This window comes from Pontimicrobium sp. SW4 (assembly GCF_039954625.1).
In the GTDB taxonomy this organism is placed as follows: domain Bacteria; phylum Bacteroidota; class Bacteroidia; order Flavobacteriales; family Flavobacteriaceae; genus Pontimicrobium.
In genome coordinates, this window is the sequence record NZ_CP157199.1 from 3,362,069 (window position 1) to 3,379,687 (window position 17,619).

Here is a 17,619-nt window from a genome sequence, read left to right on the forward strand (position 1 = left end):
TAGAATATGATTTATTAGTAAACTAACTCGGTGCATGAGCATGAGGTATTTACAGGAAACTAATTTTGATTTCGAGACAAACTTTGGTGTATTTAAATCTCGATTATCGAGTAAATAAAAGGAATTGCTATATCTTTGCAGCATGATAGAAGATAAAAACCAAACAAGAACACCGTTAAGTAGTTTAGGGGAATTTAAACTCATAGACCATTTAACAAAAAACTTTAAAATTAGCCATAAAAGTACGCTTAAAGGTATTGGTGACGATGCTGCTGTTCTCAGTTTTGATGATAAAAAAGTAGTAGTTTCAACAGACTTGTTGATTGAAGGCGTACATTTTGATTTAAGCTATATGCCATTAAAACATTTAGGCTATAAAGCAGTAATGGTGAATCTATCAGACATTTATGCTATGAATGCTACAGCAACTCAAATAACAATTTCTATTGCTGTATCAAATAGATTTCCACTGGAAGCGCTAGAAGAATTATATGAAGGAATTGAAGCTGCTGCTAAAATGTATAATGTAGATGTGGTAGGCGGAGACACTACGTCTTCAATGTCTGGATTATTAATTTCGATAACAGCCATTGGTGAGGCAAACGAAAATGAGATAGTTTACAGAAAAGGAGCTCAACCAAACGATTTGATAGTCGTTACAGGAGACTTAGGAGGAGCATACATGGGACTTCAAGTTTTAGAGCGAGAGAAGGAGGTTTTTAAAGTAAACCCGAGCAATCAACCAGATTTAGATCAATACACTTATATAATACAGCGGCAATTAAAACCTGAAGCCAGAAAGGATATCGTAACACTTTTAAAAGAACTAAATGTGAAGCCAACATCGATGATTGACATTAGTGATGGTTTATCTTCTGAAATTATGCATTTATGCAAACAAGGAGAAGTGGGTTGTGATGTATATGAGAATAAGATTCCGTTAGACCCTGAAGTAATTACAACTTGCGAGGAGTTTAATATTGATAGTTCGACTATTGCTTTAAATGGAGGAGAGGACTATGAGTTGTTAATGACAATTTCTCAAGAAGATTTTCCTAAAATAAAGGCTAATCCTAACTTAACTGTTATTGGGTATATTACTGATAAGAGTGCAGGGATGCATTTAGTAACAAGAGCCGAAGAAAAAATACCTTTAAAAGCTCAAGGTTGGAACTCACTTAGCCAATCGGAATAAAGAATTTTCGCTTAAATCTATTACAGGAATATTTTTTTTCCTAAGCCTGTTGTTGTGAATTCTTTCAAGAACAGCATTAATTTCCTTATACTTAGGAGTTAATAAAGTTAATTTACCATTACCATTTGTAGTAACTTGCTCTTTGCAATTTTTACAAGTGTATTCTTTTACATGATAGGTAACATTTTTTGTTACTAAATAATCATGACCAAAAAAGGAACAATATAAATGTTTCAAACCTTTTAGTTTTAGCTAATTAATAATGAGGGAATATTAAAAGTAATTTTTTTTGCAAAAATAAAAGGATTTAATGGCAAGTATTCGTTAAAGAGGTTATTTTTTTCTTTGAACGAAACATTTTTAATTAAAAATGAAGTTAAGAAAAAGAGAAGAAGGTTATTTGGCATTAAAATTTAAGCTAAATATTTTTAGCTAAGTGGTTGGTTTCAAAAACTATAAATTAAGTGTTTTATAGTAATAATTAAGCAGCAGTTGTAGCGTACATTTTTTGCTTAAGCTTAGACTTTCTTTTTGTATGGATATATTCTAAAATAGTATTTATTTCTTTAAATGTAGGTGTAAGTTCAGTTAAACGACCATTACTATTTGTGGTCAATTGTTTTTTACAGCATTTACAAGTATATTCTTTTACGTGCTTAGTCACTAGCTTTGATACTTCATAGTGATGACCAAAAATATTACAGTATAATTTTGAAACAGAAGTCGATGGATTAGTTTGAAAGTTTGAAGTAGTTGTTTTCATAAACTATATTGGTTATTGGGGTAGTAAACTTAGAAAAAAAATACAAATAAACGCTGAAAGATTATAAATTTTCGATGAAATGCATAATAATGTAAGAAAAAGATTCTTTATCTTCAATATGACTCATATGTCCATTTGGTAATTCTACAATTTCTGTTAGCAATTCATTGCTCTCTTCTTTTAAAATGCGACCATCAATAACAGTATCTTTTTCACCAATAATAATAAGTTTTTTACATTCTAGTTTTTCAAATATATTTTTGCTGTCTAATCTAATTCTCATACCTTCTTGAGCTGCAATATATCCATTAACCGAGGTTTTTAATGCTTCAGATAAAGCAGATTTAATGGATTCTTTATGATCTATTCTACTTTTAGGCGCAAACAAGTTAATAAAAGACAGTTGCACCATACTCTTAAAATTACTTTCCACCATTTTATTAGCGCGAGTACGTAATAACTTAAGCTCAGCATCATCATCTTTATAAGTTGAATTCATTAAACAAAGACCAGAAACTTTTGAATAAAATAATTTTGCATATGCCAAAGCAACATAACCTCCCATGGAGTGACCAATAAACGTTGCTTTTTTGATTTTTAAGTGAGATAATATTTCGTTAACTGCTTCAGCCATAAGCTCCATTGAATGGACGTTATCTATACTCTCACTATATCCATGTCCTAAAAGATCGATGGTTACAACACGATTATTTTTGGAGAATTGTGGAATAAAATTATGCCACATTGTTGAGCTTTCTAAAAAGCCATGCAGCAAAACCACAACATCTCCCTTGCCATAATCGTTGTAATGCATTTTAGCATTTTTAAATAAAATAAAAGTGTTCATTAATCAAATTTCATATCTTGAGCAAAGATAATTTTATGAAATGAATAATAGGAAAACAATCTTTATAATAGGTTTTGCATTATTTGCAAGTTTTTTTGGAGCAGGAAATTTAATATTACCTCCACAGCTAGGTTTTAATTCTGGACCAGATTGGTGGTTGGTAACACTCGGATTTGTGACCTCTGCAACAGTTATTCCGTTATTGGCTTTGTTTGGTCATGCAAGACTGCAAGGAACTATGTTAGATTTTGGTAAAAAAGTATCACCATTATTTAGTTTGGTGTTTTGTTTATGTGTTTATGCAATTGCAATTGCATTACCAATTCCTAGAACAGCTGCGGTAACTCACGAAATGGCAATCCAACCTTTTTTTAATACCTCTTCACTTTTAACTAGTAGTTTATATTTTGGTCTAGCGTTTTTCTTTATTATGAAAAGGAATAGTATATTGAGCATACTTGGTAAATTTTTAACTCCTTTAATTGTACTTATTCTTTTAGCTATCATAATTATTGGTCTTTTTACGTCACCAGAAAGTATGAATGCTTCGGTTATAGAATCACCAGCTATAGTAGCTGGATTATTGGAAGGGTATCAAACCTATGATGCTCTTGGTGGCATATTAATTGGGGGTGTTGTTATTATTTCACTTAATCTTGAAGGAGGGATTTCTTTTGAAGATAAAAAAGTGATTATTGCAAAATCTGGATTGGTTGCAGCTTCTGGGTTATTTATAATATACGCAGGAATGATAGCTGTTGGTGCTTTGCATAACAATGAGTTTGAACCTTCAATTACCAGACCAGAGTTGCTTAAAGGCTTGAGTCTAAAAACCCTTGGAAATATTGGCAATTTGTTTTTGAGTGTGCTTATTTCGTTAGCCTGTTTTACTACAGCCGTAAGTGTTATTGTTGGTACGGCCGATTTTTTTAAAGGCTTATTTAAAGAATCTCAATTAGCTTATACAATTACAGCTATTATAGCTTGTTTATTAGGTGTTTTGGTTGGACAGTTTGATGTACATTATATTATTGTTGTGGCGTTACCAGCTTTAATGTTTATTTACCCTTTAACGATTGTACTTATTTTATTAAATGTGATACCACAGAAATATGCAACTAAACTAGTGTTTAAGACAGTTGTTTTAGTAACCTTTATTTTTAGTATTCCTGACTTTTTAGGCTTTTTAATAGAAGCCAATTGGTTAGAAAACATCAAGGGAGTAATACCTTTTGCAAAGCAAAATTTAGGTTGGGTGCTTCCAGCATTAGTTACCTTCGTTATAGTTAATTTAATTAAAAACCTCTTAAACAACGAGGCACTTAATAACAGCTAATACGTTATTTTAAACAGCTTTTTGGCGAAGTCAAAAGTAACAATGAATCATATACAAAGCTAACTACAAGCTGCACAAAAGAATAAAATTTAAAATTAATATGGAAGAATCATTATTTGAATATTTCAACAGTCTTTCAAACCAAATAATAGTGATTGATTCATTATTAGGAGGGTTTTCCATTGCAGTAATTGCCAATCTATTAATTTCGGACACAAATACTCGTTTGTTAAGAACAATTATGCAAGTGACTGTTTTATCCGCCAGTTTCTTTTTGATATCGTTATTCATAATGACAAGAGTAATGATGATAACATCAAATGGATATCCCTTCGAATTTACAGAAGATAATGTAAAGAGTTTATCGAGTTATGGGAGTATAACCCTTATTTTAGGAATTATGGCATTGGTATCAATGATAGCTTTATCTGGCTGGACTAAATCTAAAAAAACTGGAATATTTACAACCGTAATTGGAATTTTGACTTTTATATTTATTTTACTAATACTGTTCTAAAACTAAAGAAAAAAGCCAGTAGCTAACAAAGAACTGAGTTAAAACTAGCGTTAATAGCAGTTGCAAATAAATTATTAAAACAGGTTTTTGCTATTGCAAAAAGTGGATTACCTTATGATGAAAATTTTGTTTCTAAATTAGCTTAATATTGCTTGTTTTTAACTCAGTTCTTTGTTGTGCGGAGTTATTTTTATTCGTCCATTTGGCTTTCCCATTCATCTGTAAAAACCAAAAGTTTGTTTTCTCTAATATGTTTGTATTGCTCAGTTGTCAAATAAATTAATTCTGCACCATCTCCATACAAACTGTAAAATTTCCCATTTAATTTGTTCTCTGCTATTACGTCATTCATATATTCAAAAAATCTCGTATCAATCCAATCTCCGTCAACTTTGAATTCAGTTTCGTAAGTTTTATTGTTAAAATCAAAAGACAATGAAACTGTCTCCTTTTGTAAATCAAAGTTGTCACTGATATTTATTGGATTAAATTCTTGATGTGAGATTTTTGAATATTCAGATACAATTTCCTCGTATGGATTTTCCAAATTTCCTAACTCTATATCGAAAGACAATATTACTTCAGGAAATGAAATCAGCACATCATTAAGATTTCTATTCTCTTTTTCTTTAACAGTTTCCAAGCTTCTGATTAATTGGTCTTTGTTTAAATGAGCCAGCAATCCTAACTTTTGATAGTCTTTAATTGCATTGTTAATCTTTTTGGTTGTTAAAGGATTTTTGAAGCTTTCATAACTCAAGTTCCAATAGCTATCTGCATATCGAAACATTTTGAGTTGGTTCTTTTTTAATGCTACAATTCCAAAATATTGTTGCGCACTTCCTTGTCTGTGATTATGACTTGATTTGATTAAATGCAATCTGTAAGGTGATTGAGAATCTTTCAGAATTTTATTGAAGATTTGATAATACTCTTGTTCATCGATTTTACCTAAATAATTGTTGTCTTTTCCAATGTCGTCAGGTGAAATAAAACTCTTTTGTTTGTATGTTTTTCCGTTTGATTTTATGGAAGTAATTAAGTCGTGAGAAATATAGTCACTAAAAGACTCTGTCGAATCTACTTTAATCTCAAATTTGAAGTCGGTAAAGTCTAATTCGGGCAAAATATCGGAAGTCAGTTTATGAATTTGCTCTAAATAAATTTTCGGGTCGTTAGAGTATTTTGATAAATCTAAAAATCTCGCTTTCTCGCAATAATCAATAAGTTGAAAGGGCGACTTTAGTTTATTATCATTAATGACTGACTTTAATCTGTCATTTTCTTTTTTATCAATAATTTCATTTTCAAAAAGTCCTTTTCTGTAGGTGTCAAGTCTCTTATAACTCATCCATTCCTCAAAATTGACTTGACTGGTTAAATCAGGTAAAAATTGGAAAAGATGGATGTATTCGTTGTTGTTTATTCTGTCTGATTGCTCACTAATTTGTTTGTCGTTTATAAGTTCAACCTTTTTTATCTTTGTGAGATAGTCAAGAAGAAGTCCATTTATTTGATTTTGTTCGGCTTTTTTTAGTTTCTCGTCTCCATAGTCCATTACGGTTCCAAAACTCGAATACTGATAGCCTGTTTGTTTTTTAAATTCCGCTTGAAATAGTGCATAAATGTATTGTCCATTTGTCAACTGTTCTTCAACTCGAGAAAGCAGTTCAGTCATCTCTTTGGCTTGTTCAGAGTTGACAAGTTTTATGTCAATCAATTCTTGAATTTTAGATTCCATATTTTGTCCACTCACAGAATTTGCAACTAGAAAAGTTAGAATTAATATGTAGTTCGTGAGTTTTGTCATAATTACGCACAACGTCCACTGTGTATGGCGTAGTGAGGCGCGCCTCACGGAGAGCCATAATTGCGCCTCATTCGCTATACACGCTGATGTGTGTAGTTTCGTGAGGAGTTCTCGTAGACTCGAATAAATATACAATTAATTTGGCGAGGTGCAATTAACAGTGGACGATGGTATGTAATTAGTAGAAAGGAAGCGTTTGCAAAACGCGATTCTACGTGCCGCAGGCAATTACATACCATCGGTCTCGTATAAGCGCAGTAGCGGATTTTTTTGAGACTTACTTTCGGATTGTAAGATACTTAATTAAACGCAATAGCGGTTCGAGTTGGCACTCAAGCCGCTATTGCGTTTATACAATGTTAGGCACTGGGCTTTTTCAGAATTTTCCGTTATCGTTTTTCCATTCACTTTTGGGTATGATGGTCTCAATGACATCCCAATGCTCTGCAATTTTTCCATTTTCAACTCTGAAAAGGTCATAAAATGAAGTGTGTTTGTCTGCAAATGAACCTTCGCTTACTACCAATACAAAATTTCCTTCTCCCATTACTGTATGAACTTTATCGTATTTCATTGTAATACCTTGTGAAGCCATATATTCCAATGCTTTTCCAAGCCCTGATAGTCCGTCTGCAATTTGCGGATTGTGCTGAATGTAATTGTCGTCATCAAAATATCCTGCTAATTTTTCCATTTTTCCATTTACCAAAATATCGTTCACAAAGTTTTCTACCAACGTTTTGTTTTCTTTGGTCTTGTCCAAATCTGTAATTTCGGTTATTCCGTCAGCCATTGTGTGTCCACTCGGGTTTGGGGTTTCTGGTTTTTCTTGCAGATTGTCCCAATGCTCTACAATTTTACCATCTTCAAAACGGAAAATGTCAAAACCTATTTTTGGTCCGAAAAAATTGTAATCGGTTTGGGCAAAAACCAAATCTCCATCTTGAAATGCTCTTACAGTATTTACTTTTGCTGAATTCGGTGGAAGTTGTTGCAACAATGCTCCAAATCCTGCAAGTCCGTCCTCAACTCCAAGATTGTGTTGAATGTACTTGTCTGGATTAATGTATCCAACTGGTTCTTGAGCTCCTGTTTCTATGCTTTTTAAAAGAGCAACTACTTTTTCTTTGTTTGAGATTTCCATTTTTTCTTCTTTTTTAGTTTCTATGTTTTGTTTTTGTTGTCCGTTGCAAGAAGTCAAGCCCATTGCTAAAACTACTGTTGTACTTAATAGTATCTGTTTCATTTTTTTGATTTTAATTTGATACTGCAAAGTTGCGGCAAGGAAGAAGAAAAGTGGCTATACAAATAGGTCTTTGAATGATACTTTTGAGCCTAAATGTATTTTTCGCTAAAGGAAATTGGTGTTACCCCTGTGTGTTTCTTAAAGTATTTGATAAAGTTGGTTGGTTCTTCAAACCCCAATGAATAGGATATTTCTTTAACGCTATCGCTGGTATGAGCCAACAATCGCTTGCATTCAAGCAAAACTCTATCATCTATGATATTTTTAGGCGATTTCCCAAATATCTTTGAAGTCGTTTGATTTAACCTTTTTGGAGAAATATTCATTTTGTTTGCGTAAAAACCTACATTTTTATGTTGGATAAAATTGTTTTCCAAAAGATCTTTGAAAGTCAAGGCAAATTCTAAATTCGTGTCTTTGTCTAATGGGACAAAACCTTGTTTTTTTCTTTCCCTTTCAGAATGCAACAAGAGATTCCGCAAGTTATTTCTAATAATGTCAGTTTGATATTCATCTTTTAGATTTTCTGTTTCGGTTTCAAGTTGCTTAAATATTGTCTCGATAATCGAATCTGAAATATTGATTTGAGCAACAGAAAGCAAATCATTAAAGAGAATTGTGCCTTTTAAAAATTGAGTATCCAACCTTGTTTTGCAGTAAAAATTGTCGGTAAACAGAATGGCTTTTCCTTTAAATTTTGTTTTGGTGTCAAAAATTTGAACGCTGTTTTTATTGATAAACAATAAAGAATTGCGATTGATACTTATGGGGTTAAAATCCACATTGTGAGTTGGTAAACCTTCTTGAAACCAAAATATTTGATAAAATTCCGCTCTGTGAGGTTTTTGTATTTCTTCAGAAAATTCGTTAAAAAGGAAATCAAAGTCTATGATTTCAAACTCCTGCGGAAGCCCTTCTTTGAAGTCATATTTTTGAATTTTATCTTTCACTTTTTAATTGGTTCTGAAGTTTTTCCGCCTTGTGCCTAACGTGTTTGTATAAGATTAGTTGCGTGTTTTTTAGTACCTAATTTAGCAAATAAAAACCGAATAGAAAATCCGCGAGAATTTTCGTAAGTAGGCTTGCACTAGCAATTAATTTTATACGTTGTTGGCAACAGTTTTTTTACTCTAGTCTTTTTTTAACAACTCATTCAATGTTTTCTTTGAGCTTTCACTACCTAATTCCACTGCTTTTGTGTAACTCTTCAAGGCTTCTTCTTTTTTGTCGTATTTTAAGTAAGCTTCACCAAGTGAATCCCATAAATTGCCATCTTCAGGGAATAACTTCACATTAAGTTTAAATAATTCTAACGCCCAATCAGGTTTGTCCTCTTTTTTTAATCTGCTATATCCTAGTTGGTTAAGAATTGCATGATTACTAAAATCGTAATTAAGATTCTTGTTTAAATAAGCGGGTAATTTTTCTGCATTTGAAGATGGATTCGTTTTCATAAATTCATGAATTAACTCATAAATGTTCTTGGAAATTGGTGTTTTGTTATAATTTGAATCAAAAATCATTTTACCTATTTCTCGGGCAACGTTTTCTGATTCACTTCCTAAAAACACATTTGTTATATATATAACAACCACATCATCATCTATAAATCTAACAAAATCTGCAAAATACAGCCCATTACTACCATTATGAGCAACGATTTTAGTGTCTCTATTACTTTGAGATATTGCCCAACCATATCCATAAAAAGATGTCATTTTATCATTTTCGGCTACATACGGTGTTTCTTGAACTAGTCTTGTTTCTGATGCTAAAACTACATTGTTTTTTAAAGCAATATGCCATTTATATAAATCTTCAATTGTGGAATGAATGTCACCTTTACCTATACTATACCAATGTTTATCATTGTAAGGTAGGTGCTGTTGGGTTGTTCCCCAATCTGCCCATTGCTCATCATTTCTGTTATAGTAATAGCCATGTGCTAATCTTTCTGTGCCAAAATTGATACTCTTATATCCTGTACTTTTCATTTGAGAAGGCACAAACAAATAATCATTTAGAAAAGAACCATACGTTTGTCCTGAAACAGATTCTATTATTGCAGTAAGTATAATATAGTTGGCATTTGCATATTGGTACTTTGTACCAGGTTTAGATTGTAATTCTGATTCAAAAAAATCTTTTAAAAACTGTTCTTTACTTGCTTCATTGTATCTGAATCCTCCAGTTCTATTAGAAATTCCTGAAGTATGAGTTAATAATTGATGAATACTAATATCCCTTTTGTCTATAGGTGCCTGATTAAAATATGAACCTATTTTATCAGATGCTTTTATCCTTCCTTGCTCTACGAGTTTTAAAATAGCCGATGCTGTAAATTGTTTTGTTACAGAACCAATATTAAAAACGGTTGATGGTGAATTAGGTATTTTATTTTTCCTATCAGCCCATCCATATCCTTTAGATAAAATAATTTCTCCTTTTTTAGAAACTAAAACAACTCCAGAAAAGCCATTCGTTACGCTTGATTCCAAATAAGTGTCAATTCTATTAAATAGTTCTTTATTTGTGCTTTGAGAAAAAGAATTTAGTGTTAAAAGGGTTATGAAAGCGATAATTAGTGCTTTAATAGATGAATTCATTTTATTATTTTTTGATTGATTGATTGATTGATTGATTGAAGAATAAGTCTGTCAGTTTTCTATTAAGTTACAGTTTTTATTCAAAATTGTTGCCAACGTCCACTGTGTATGGCGTAGTGAGGCGCGCCTCACGGAGAGCCATAATTGCGCCTCATTCGCTATACACGCTGATGTGTGTAGTTTCGTGAGGAGTTCTCGTAGACTCGAATAAATATACAATTAATTTGGCGAGGTGCAATTAACAGTGGACGATGGTATGTAATTAGTAGAAAGGAAGCGTTTGCAAAACGCGATTCTACGTGCCGCAGGCAATTACATACCATCGTGTTTGTGTATGGTTTCGTTGCGTGAAAATCCGCGAGGATTTTCAGATTAAGAAACCAAGATAGTAAAAGTGCGAGGAATTTCCGATTAGGAAATTCAGAAGCAATGAACTATACACGGTGTTGGCATTAGTGTTTCTATCTGTAAATGGATATTTTTTCTGGGTCAATTAGTTCGTAGACAAATGGAACAGGGTTAAATCCTCCATTTCCATATCTAATTCTATCACCAGAATTTTCTTTATTCTTTATAAGTTTCTCTTTTAATTCACTCTCATTTTTAACATCAAAAATAGTTTTTATCTTTTCGAAATGTTTTTGAGAAGACATCTTGTCAAAAAAATTAAATCCACCGTTTCTTTCTCCATATAAATAAGTGTTTGGAAACCAACGGTCGTAATGGTTAGTTGTTTCTAAATAGCTAATACAATAACATAAAGTATCTGAAAATATTAATACTTGTTTATTTATTTGGTCAGATAGATTTGTGATTATATAATGTCCAAAACCAGTAATTTTATTAAATGTTTGATTGATATAATTTTCTAAATTTTGATGGTATTCATATAAAAATGGAAAGCTGCTCGGTTCTTGATTATTTCTATATGGGTCTTTAATAAAATATTTAGAATGAAGTAATTCCGATATGAAATCATAATCTTTGTTTTTTATACCAACTGCAATTGTATAAATAAACAATTCTTGGAAGATTATTTTAAAAGTATCAAATTCATTACCTGACCAGCTACTTCTTTCATCTCTTGGTTTTAGATACATTGGTTTGTTTTCAAAGAATTCGATGACAATTTCACTTGAAAAACCCGTTTTATTTGACGTTAATAAGTCAATGAATTTTATGAAATCCTCTCTTAATGGTTTATAATTCTTCAATGTCTCCGTTAGCATTTCTCCAAAACCCTTAATGTCATTAGGTGAATTTGCAAGATTAAAATCCCATAATTTATCTAAAAAAGAATCTAGAAAATCTGACCCATATTTTTGATTGAAAGTTTGGTTCTTCTTGATTTGATTCTCAATAGTTCTAATTTTACTATTAGTTTCTGATAAATCAACTTTATTTTCAGTTATATAAGTCGGTGGTTTTGTTCCAAGTTTAGGTTTTGGTATTGAAGGTGCTTCTAAAATATTTCTTAATAATTCTTCATAGCTATCTTCATAATCTTCTTCTTGTGAAAAATCAATATATTTTCTACTTGACAAATAAACTGGCAAATATGCTTTTCCATCTTCATCTCTCTCAAGAACAATTGGAATAAATTTTTCCTGCTTTTCGTTAGAATATAAATTAGGACTTATTATTTGTGTTTCAGTTCCGACACCACCTTCTCTATCATCAGCTTTTTCAGAGTATTTTTTGTCACAGATTATTAATACTCTGAAGATATCTTTTGACTTCACCATTTCTTCCATAAAACTATGAATATCGTGTCCGTCTTTTAAGCTCCATCTATCTAAAATAACATCTACGGTATCTGTCATTAATCTTTTTCCAAGATTAACTATCCAATCTTGATGTTCTTTATTTCCCCAACTATATGATATAAAAATTTTTTTCATTCGAAGATTTAGGTTGATTTTGCATTAATGCCAACGGTTTGTGTAAGGATAGTTGCGTGATTAAGCAACTAGCTTAATAAAAATGGGACGAACCAGAGGAAAATCCGCAGGATTTTCCGAGTAGGCAAGTACCAAGCAATTATTTTTACACGTTGTTACCAACTGGCTTTATTTCCGTTATTGGAATCGGTTCATATTTTTCCTTTTTCGCAATATGAGTCAATTCCGTTAATATTTTTTCTAATTCTTGTATTGAGTTAAGTTTTTCTTTTCTCGTATCAATTCGTTTTGTAAAAGAGTGGCGAGAGAAGTCAATATTCGAATAGTCATATTCTTTCGCTTTTCGCAAATAGTCTTTAGAATTCAGATGGTCAGTCAGCCCATAAATGCTAAACTCTGCGATTTTTGGTTTTCTTATATCAATATCAAAAGCAACTTGACATTCATTAATTTCAGCGAATTTAATATAGTCAACTAAACTGTTATGGTTTGTTTTGATAGCCTTTTTGGTAAATCCAATTTTTTCCAATTCCGAATATGGTTTTTTAGAAAGAATCCGATTTTTATATTTCCTTTTTCGAAACCAGTCGAAAATCCAAGCAGATAGAACAAATGCAGGCGCAAAAATCAGAGTTATAGAATAAATTATGAAAATCCATTTAGTCGTAATTTCTGAATAAAAGAAAAGTAGATAGATTGAGAATCCACTCGTCAGAATTCCACTAATCCACAAATAGCCTTTAATTAAAAATCTTTTATTTAATTCTAAAAGTTCGTTCATTCAGCTTGTTGGTAACGATCTGTGTATGAAACGTAGCGTGTAAAAAAACACTAACTTTTCGGATTAACACAGAGCCGAATTTTATATTTTGTTTTTAATTTTTCTCTTTTTAAAAGCCAAATTAAAAATTTGGCGGACTTTCTAAATATACACAACCCTTTCGATTAAGCACTTATTAGCTATGTTTTATACACCGTGTTGTGTTTTCGTTTTTCATTCAGACATATTGTAATTAATCACAATTTCGTTGTCTACAATATTTTTATTTTCTTTTAAAACTCTAAATCCTAATTTTTCAAAAAATGGTCTAGCAGTTTTACTGACGTCGGCACTCAGTTTTTTAGTTCCATATTCAATAGATTTTGTTTTAATGTTTTCATAAAGTCTACTTGCAATTCCTTTCCGAGTAAAGTCCTTATGTATATACATTAAATTCAAATAATTTTCATTTTTAAGAGAACTGAACCCTACAATCATTCCATCATTTTCCGCCACTATGAAAAATTCTTCTTTTAAAGATTTATTCCATTTTTCTGTTTTTTTCACAGCGTTACTCCATACTTTTCTTTGATTTAATGAATATTCATTTTGGCAAGTTTCCATGATTGTATCCGAGAATAGATTTTGAAGTTCAGCTAGGTCTTCAAGTTCAGCATTTCGAATTTTAATATTCATTATTTGATGACTTTTTAATGAAACACAACGGTTTGTGTATGGTGTCGTAGCATCCCGCAGGGTGCTATGCACTATACATAGTGTTGTGTTTTCGTTTTTTATTTTTCATTTCGTTTTTCAGCGTTGGGGCAGACATACTCTTTGACAAGTTTTGGTTTATGCGGTTGGCTTTTGAGCGACTTGGCAATGTGTATGGTTGCTAGGAGTTGGTATTTAATATCTTTCTAAAAACCTCCTTTTTCTTTCTCTATCTCCACTTCTCAATGCGCTTTGTACACTTTCATTCAAATATTTCTTAATTGGAATCAATTTTATTCCAACCTCAGATTTTTCAACTATAGAAAGAATGTTTCTCCAATCAGTAGCTTCTATATCTCCGATTATCACATCTCCAGAATAAGTTCCTCCATTACCTCTCCACCAAATTTTGGAGAAAACTTCTACATCTTGATTTAATGAAACATACAATAATAGTATGTCATTAAAAGTGTCTTTCATTGAATGTCGAGCGATATCAATAACCGCATTCATTTTTTTATAATCACTATGATTCTCTTTGACATATTCGAGTAAAAATTCTTTTGCCTTTTCTGAAAAATTTTCGGGAATACCAAAAAAGAATGCATTACAAAAGTGTTTAAGAATTCCCAGATAAAGCCCTTTGTTAACTACTAAATCAAAAACGTCTTTCAATACGGATTCGATATCATTTACTTGCCATACAAATCCTAATTGCTTATGGTCATCTAAAAAACTATGACGTGTTTCAGAGTATAAACTATCTACATATTCTATGAGAAACTCAGGTGTTTCATTTAAAATATTAAGTAACCCTTTGCCTTCATAATCAAAATGATTTTGAATTTTATCCTGTTGGATGTATGCTTTTTTTATAAGTTCAACATCATCTCCTAGTTTATCAAAATGAGTACTGAAGAAATCCATCCAAACATTTAATCTAGCCCCATCCTCATTTTTTTGAACTATTTGTTTTAATATGATTTGGAATAAGTTAGGTTCAACAGACAAAAAACGCTGTAATCGGTCAAAATGAATAGTATTTGAGCCTTCCATACTGCTCACTGTGGTAATCAGAGAATCAACATATTTTTTATTTAATAAAGTTTCATCTAAGTAATCGTAAAATGAAAGTTCCCAATGTGGTTTAAGGTTAAAATCATTCTGTTGTACCACTGACCAAATTTTCTTAGAATCAACATCTGATTTTAAATGATTTCGAAATATTGTTCTAGGTATGTAGTTAATTTGGTCATTGTTCTCAATAATTCTTAAAAGTAGCTCTATTCCAATTCTTGGACTATGCTTGTAATTTTCATCAACAATAAAATCTAAAGAGTTATTATAATTCCATTCGTTTTTGGCTTTCTCTTTTAAAAAAGTAAATACTTTAAGGAAATCCCTAGCTCCTTTTTCATTCTCTAAAATAAATGAAGTTCTTATTTCTTCTTCTTTTAATCTTTCATATTCTCTATAATCATCAAATTCGTAATCTTCCTTATCCCGAAACCTGTTCCAATCAATTTTTAAGTATGTTTCATAGGTAGAGTTTCTAAATGAGTTGGATAATGAATCAAATGAAGGGTGAGAAATGTTCTTTCTTTTAAACCATCTAATTTGGTCTTGCACAAATTTACAATGGTCAAAGGAATCAGAGGTGAGATGATTTTCTATTATGGTTAATACAAATGGAACATCAAATTTCATTATGTCCTGAATTACGTCAGGATTAACAGTAGCATAATCATTTAGTAGGTTCAAAGATTCATTTGGATAAAAATTATAATTATCATTCACCGCATTCCAAATATCACTCCTGAATTCTTGAATAATTTTAATGTTTGGTATAGGGTATTGATACATGTAAAACGAGTGGTTCCTTCCTCCTTTTGTATGATGGTATTGGTACTTTAAAAAAGATTTTGATAGTTCATAAAAGGCCACTGAATAAAGCTTATCTTTTTTGGTTAGCTCATTTAAAATTGTCTCAAATAATATTAATTGCCTTCTAAATCCGGAATGTTCATCATCTCTATCAAATATTAGTTGTGCACGAATTGAATAAATCAATTCAGGTAAATGTTCTGGCCTTTTTCGAACATATTCAAATGCCAATTGAATAGAATCTTTTAAGTCTTTCTGTTGAAATCTGAAAAAATTCTCAATTAACTCTAAGACATTATTTCGATTATACGAAAAATCATTATTCTCATAAGTTACTTTGTAATTCGCTGAAGTAACTTCAGGTAAATTTTTAACTATTTGGTAGATAAAGTCAAAAGTTTCTGAGGAAAGATAGAACCAAAACGTAGATAAAAAATTGAATCCTTTTTCTTCATTATTTTGAATTGATTTCCAATAATTTCTTAAAAAAGGTTGGAGTTTGTCCATTACATTTTCAACACCAAAAGTGTTATTTGCAGGAATAATACAGTCCTTGAAACGGTTTTTATTGCTACCGTAATAATTATTTAGTAACGTTTCAAATGACAGAAGACTGTCTTTAATAAATGCTTTATAGAAGAAATATGTTGACAGGTTTTGTTCAGGGATCTTAACGTGTTCAAATTGAATTTCGACTAACTCCAATTTATCTAACTTGTCGATTGCATCAATGAAAGATGAATAGTCAATTTCAAAATGGTTTAATATAGAACTTGTAATCTCTTTGTCTTTATATGGAATAGTATAGAAAAAGGCTATTAAACCAAGGCATTTAATGTTTAATTCTCTAGCAAATTCACCATCATCTTTAATAAAAGTTGAAAAATAATTTTCAAATAAGTCAGATACATCTCTTAATGAATATATATTTTGCTCTGCTTTTGCGAGTAAAGATGTCATAATAGCTAGCCTTGGATTTCCGTCTGCTATTCTGACTATTTCTTTATGATAATCTGGGTTGAGAATTTCAAAAGGTATTTGTTTGATTATCTCAATAATCTGCTCATCTGAAAATTTATCTAATTCAATTCGTTTAGGAGAAAACTCTTGGCATAAAATTCCTATCTCCTGAAAAGCATAATCTCTTACTGTAATTATTACTTTCAATCTACCTGTTCTTGATGCTCTATAGAAGCTTGTTATTTGGTTGAAAGCATCAATTCTGTTAGCATCATCAACAAAAAGGACATAGTCTTTGTCAGTATCAAAGTATTGAAATAAATCATCTAGGAGTGTGTGATGCTTGTATGAAACACAATAAGCTCCAAATTCTAAATTTTCTGAAAGGAAAGATTTAAGCCCCTCTAATGCTAATTTCGTCTTGCCTATTCCTGGAGCACCTGTTAGTATAATAAAATCATTGAAATGTATTGCTTCCTTGAATTCTTTGAGTTCTTCTTTTCGATGTAAAAAAGTATTATCAAGCGGAGTAGAAATTCCTTTAGAAGCCCTATTGTATTCATTAATAAATTTTTCAATTGAAACAATTTGCCCTGTATCCAAGGGTAATCCCAAATATTCATGTGCTAAATCACGATGGTTTAAGTGTAATTCAATAGCTAATAAATCAAGAGTATATATATTCAACCCTATTCTTGTGTCTTTTAGAAGACTAACTAATTCTTGGGTTTCATTAGGTTTTAAATTAAAATTTAAACAAAGAATAATCTCTGCAATTTGATTTATTGGTATCCTCGTTTTCTCAGAATCAATACACTTACTAATGTCATCTTTCAGTTTTGACACGCCAGCTGAGACGTTAGTAGAATGTTCAACAAAAATGTACTTACCATTTGGAAGCAAAAGAAAAGTATCGGGAGTTCCTTTGGTTGTTTTTTGTTTTCCACTTTGACTTCCAACCCTAGACAATGTTGAATAGTTATTGTTCCTTATTGCAAGGAAACTATCGCACAATTCCTGAAAAATAGTTTCATTGATAGACACAAGTTCATTTTCTATGGATTGTAATCTGCTCATTTA

At 31.2% G+C, this 17,619-nt stretch carries 14 protein-coding genes and 1 pseudogene; 4 read left to right on the plus strand and 11 right to left on the minus strand.

The genetic code is table 11. The features are described from left to right. The first annotated feature begins 142 nt into the window (after window positions 1-142). A complete protein-coding gene (thiL, locus tag ABGB03_RS15415) occupies window positions 143-1,195 on the plus strand; it encodes a thiamine-phosphate kinase (RefSeq protein WP_347923645.1) in 1,053 nt (350 codons plus the stop codon). On the opposite strand, the gene ABGB03_RS15420 is transcribed toward thiL, so the two are convergent. From ABGB03_RS15420 to ABGB03_RS15430, 3 genes are all read right to left on the minus strand, one after another. Next, complete coding sequence (locus ABGB03_RS15420) at window positions 1,175-1,432, minus strand: hypothetical protein (RefSeq protein ID WP_347923647.1); 258 nt, start codon at window positions 1,430-1,432, stop codon at window positions 1,175-1,177. The genes thiL and ABGB03_RS15420 overlap by 21 nt on opposite strands. Window positions 1,433-1,676: 244 nt before the next feature. Next, entirely contained in the window at window positions 1,677-1,958 is a 282-nt protein-coding gene (locus ABGB03_RS15425; protein WP_347923649.1) for a hypothetical protein, read from the minus strand. 61 nt (window positions 1,959-2,019) lie between these two features. Next, complete coding sequence (locus ABGB03_RS15430) at window positions 2,020-2,805, minus strand: alpha/beta hydrolase (RefSeq protein ID WP_347923651.1); 786 nt, start codon at window positions 2,803-2,805, stop codon at window positions 2,020-2,022. Window positions 2,806-2,845: 40 nt separating this feature from the next. Here ABGB03_RS15430 and brnQ point away from each other — a divergent pair, with 40 nt between their 5' ends. The 3 genes and pseudogenes from brnQ to ABGB03_RS15445 form a co-directional block, all read left to right on the plus strand. Continuing rightward, the gene (gene brnQ / locus ABGB03_RS15435) at window positions 2,846-4,141 is read left to right on the plus strand and encodes a branched-chain amino acid transport system II carrier protein (protein WP_347923653.1); all 1,296 of its coding nucleotides are present in this window, start codon (window positions 2,846-2,848) and stop codon (window positions 4,139-4,141) included. A 100-nt stretch (window positions 4,142-4,241) separates the two neighbouring features. Continuing rightward, entirely contained in the window at window positions 4,242-4,658 is a 417-nt protein-coding gene (locus tag ABGB03_RS15440; RefSeq protein WP_347923655.1) for a hypothetical protein, read from the plus strand. A gap of 41 nt (window positions 4,659-4,699) precedes the next feature. After that, a pseudogene (locus tag ABGB03_RS15445) lies at window positions 4,700-4,804 on the plus strand (IS110 family transposase); the annotation flags it as partial. A gap of 44 nt (window positions 4,805-4,848) precedes the next feature. Here ABGB03_RS15445 and ABGB03_RS15450 read toward each other — a convergent pair. The 8 genes from ABGB03_RS15450 to ABGB03_RS15485 all read right to left on the minus strand — a co-directional run bounded on the left by ABGB03_RS15450 (window position 4,849) and on the right by ABGB03_RS15485 (window position 17,616). Continuing rightward, window positions 4,849-6,399 (minus strand): hypothetical protein, encoded by a 1,551-nt coding sequence (locus ABGB03_RS15450; protein WP_347923657.1) that lies wholly within the window; start codon window positions 6,397-6,399, stop codon window positions 4,849-4,851. A gap of 445 nt (window positions 6,400-6,844) precedes the next feature. After that, the gene (locus tag ABGB03_RS15455; RefSeq protein WP_347923659.1) at window positions 6,845-7,714 is read right to left on the minus strand and encodes a nuclear transport factor 2 family protein; all 870 of its coding nucleotides are present in this window, start codon (window positions 7,712-7,714) and stop codon (window positions 6,845-6,847) included. A gap of 89 nt (window positions 7,715-7,803) precedes the next feature. Next, window positions 7,804-8,664, minus strand: coding sequence for a helix-turn-helix domain-containing protein (locus ABGB03_RS15460; RefSeq protein WP_347923661.1), 861 nt, complete (start codon window positions 8,662-8,664; stop codon window positions 7,804-7,806). Window positions 8,665-8,844: 180 nt separating this feature from the next. Beyond that, window positions 8,845-10,320: a serine hydrolase domain-containing protein gene (locus ABGB03_RS15465; protein ID WP_347923663.1), complete on the minus strand. Its 1,476-nt coding sequence runs from the start codon at window positions 10,318-10,320 to the stop codon at window positions 8,845-8,847. A 461-nt stretch (window positions 10,321-10,781) separates the two neighbouring features. Continuing rightward, window positions 10,782-12,221 (minus strand): TIR domain-containing protein, encoded by a 1,440-nt coding sequence (locus ABGB03_RS15470; protein WP_347923665.1) that lies wholly within the window; start codon window positions 12,219-12,221, stop codon window positions 10,782-10,784. A gap of 145 nt (window positions 12,222-12,366) precedes the next feature. Then, window positions 12,367-13,002: a hypothetical protein gene (locus tag ABGB03_RS15475; protein WP_347923666.1), complete on the minus strand. Its 636-nt coding sequence runs from the start codon at window positions 13,000-13,002 to the stop codon at window positions 12,367-12,369. Window positions 13,003-13,215: 213 nt separating this feature from the next. Continuing rightward, on the minus strand, window positions 13,216-13,749 hold the full coding sequence (locus tag ABGB03_RS15480; RefSeq protein ID WP_347923668.1) for a GNAT family N-acetyltransferase: 534 nt from the start codon (window positions 13,747-13,749) through the stop codon (window positions 13,216-13,218). Window positions 13,750-13,890: 141 nt separating this feature from the next. Continuing rightward, window positions 13,891-17,616, minus strand: a complete 3,726-nt coding sequence (locus tag ABGB03_RS15485) for a hypothetical protein (RefSeq protein WP_347923669.1) — start codon at window positions 17,614-17,616, stop codon at window positions 13,891-13,893. Window positions 17,617-17,619: the final 3 nt, after the last annotated feature.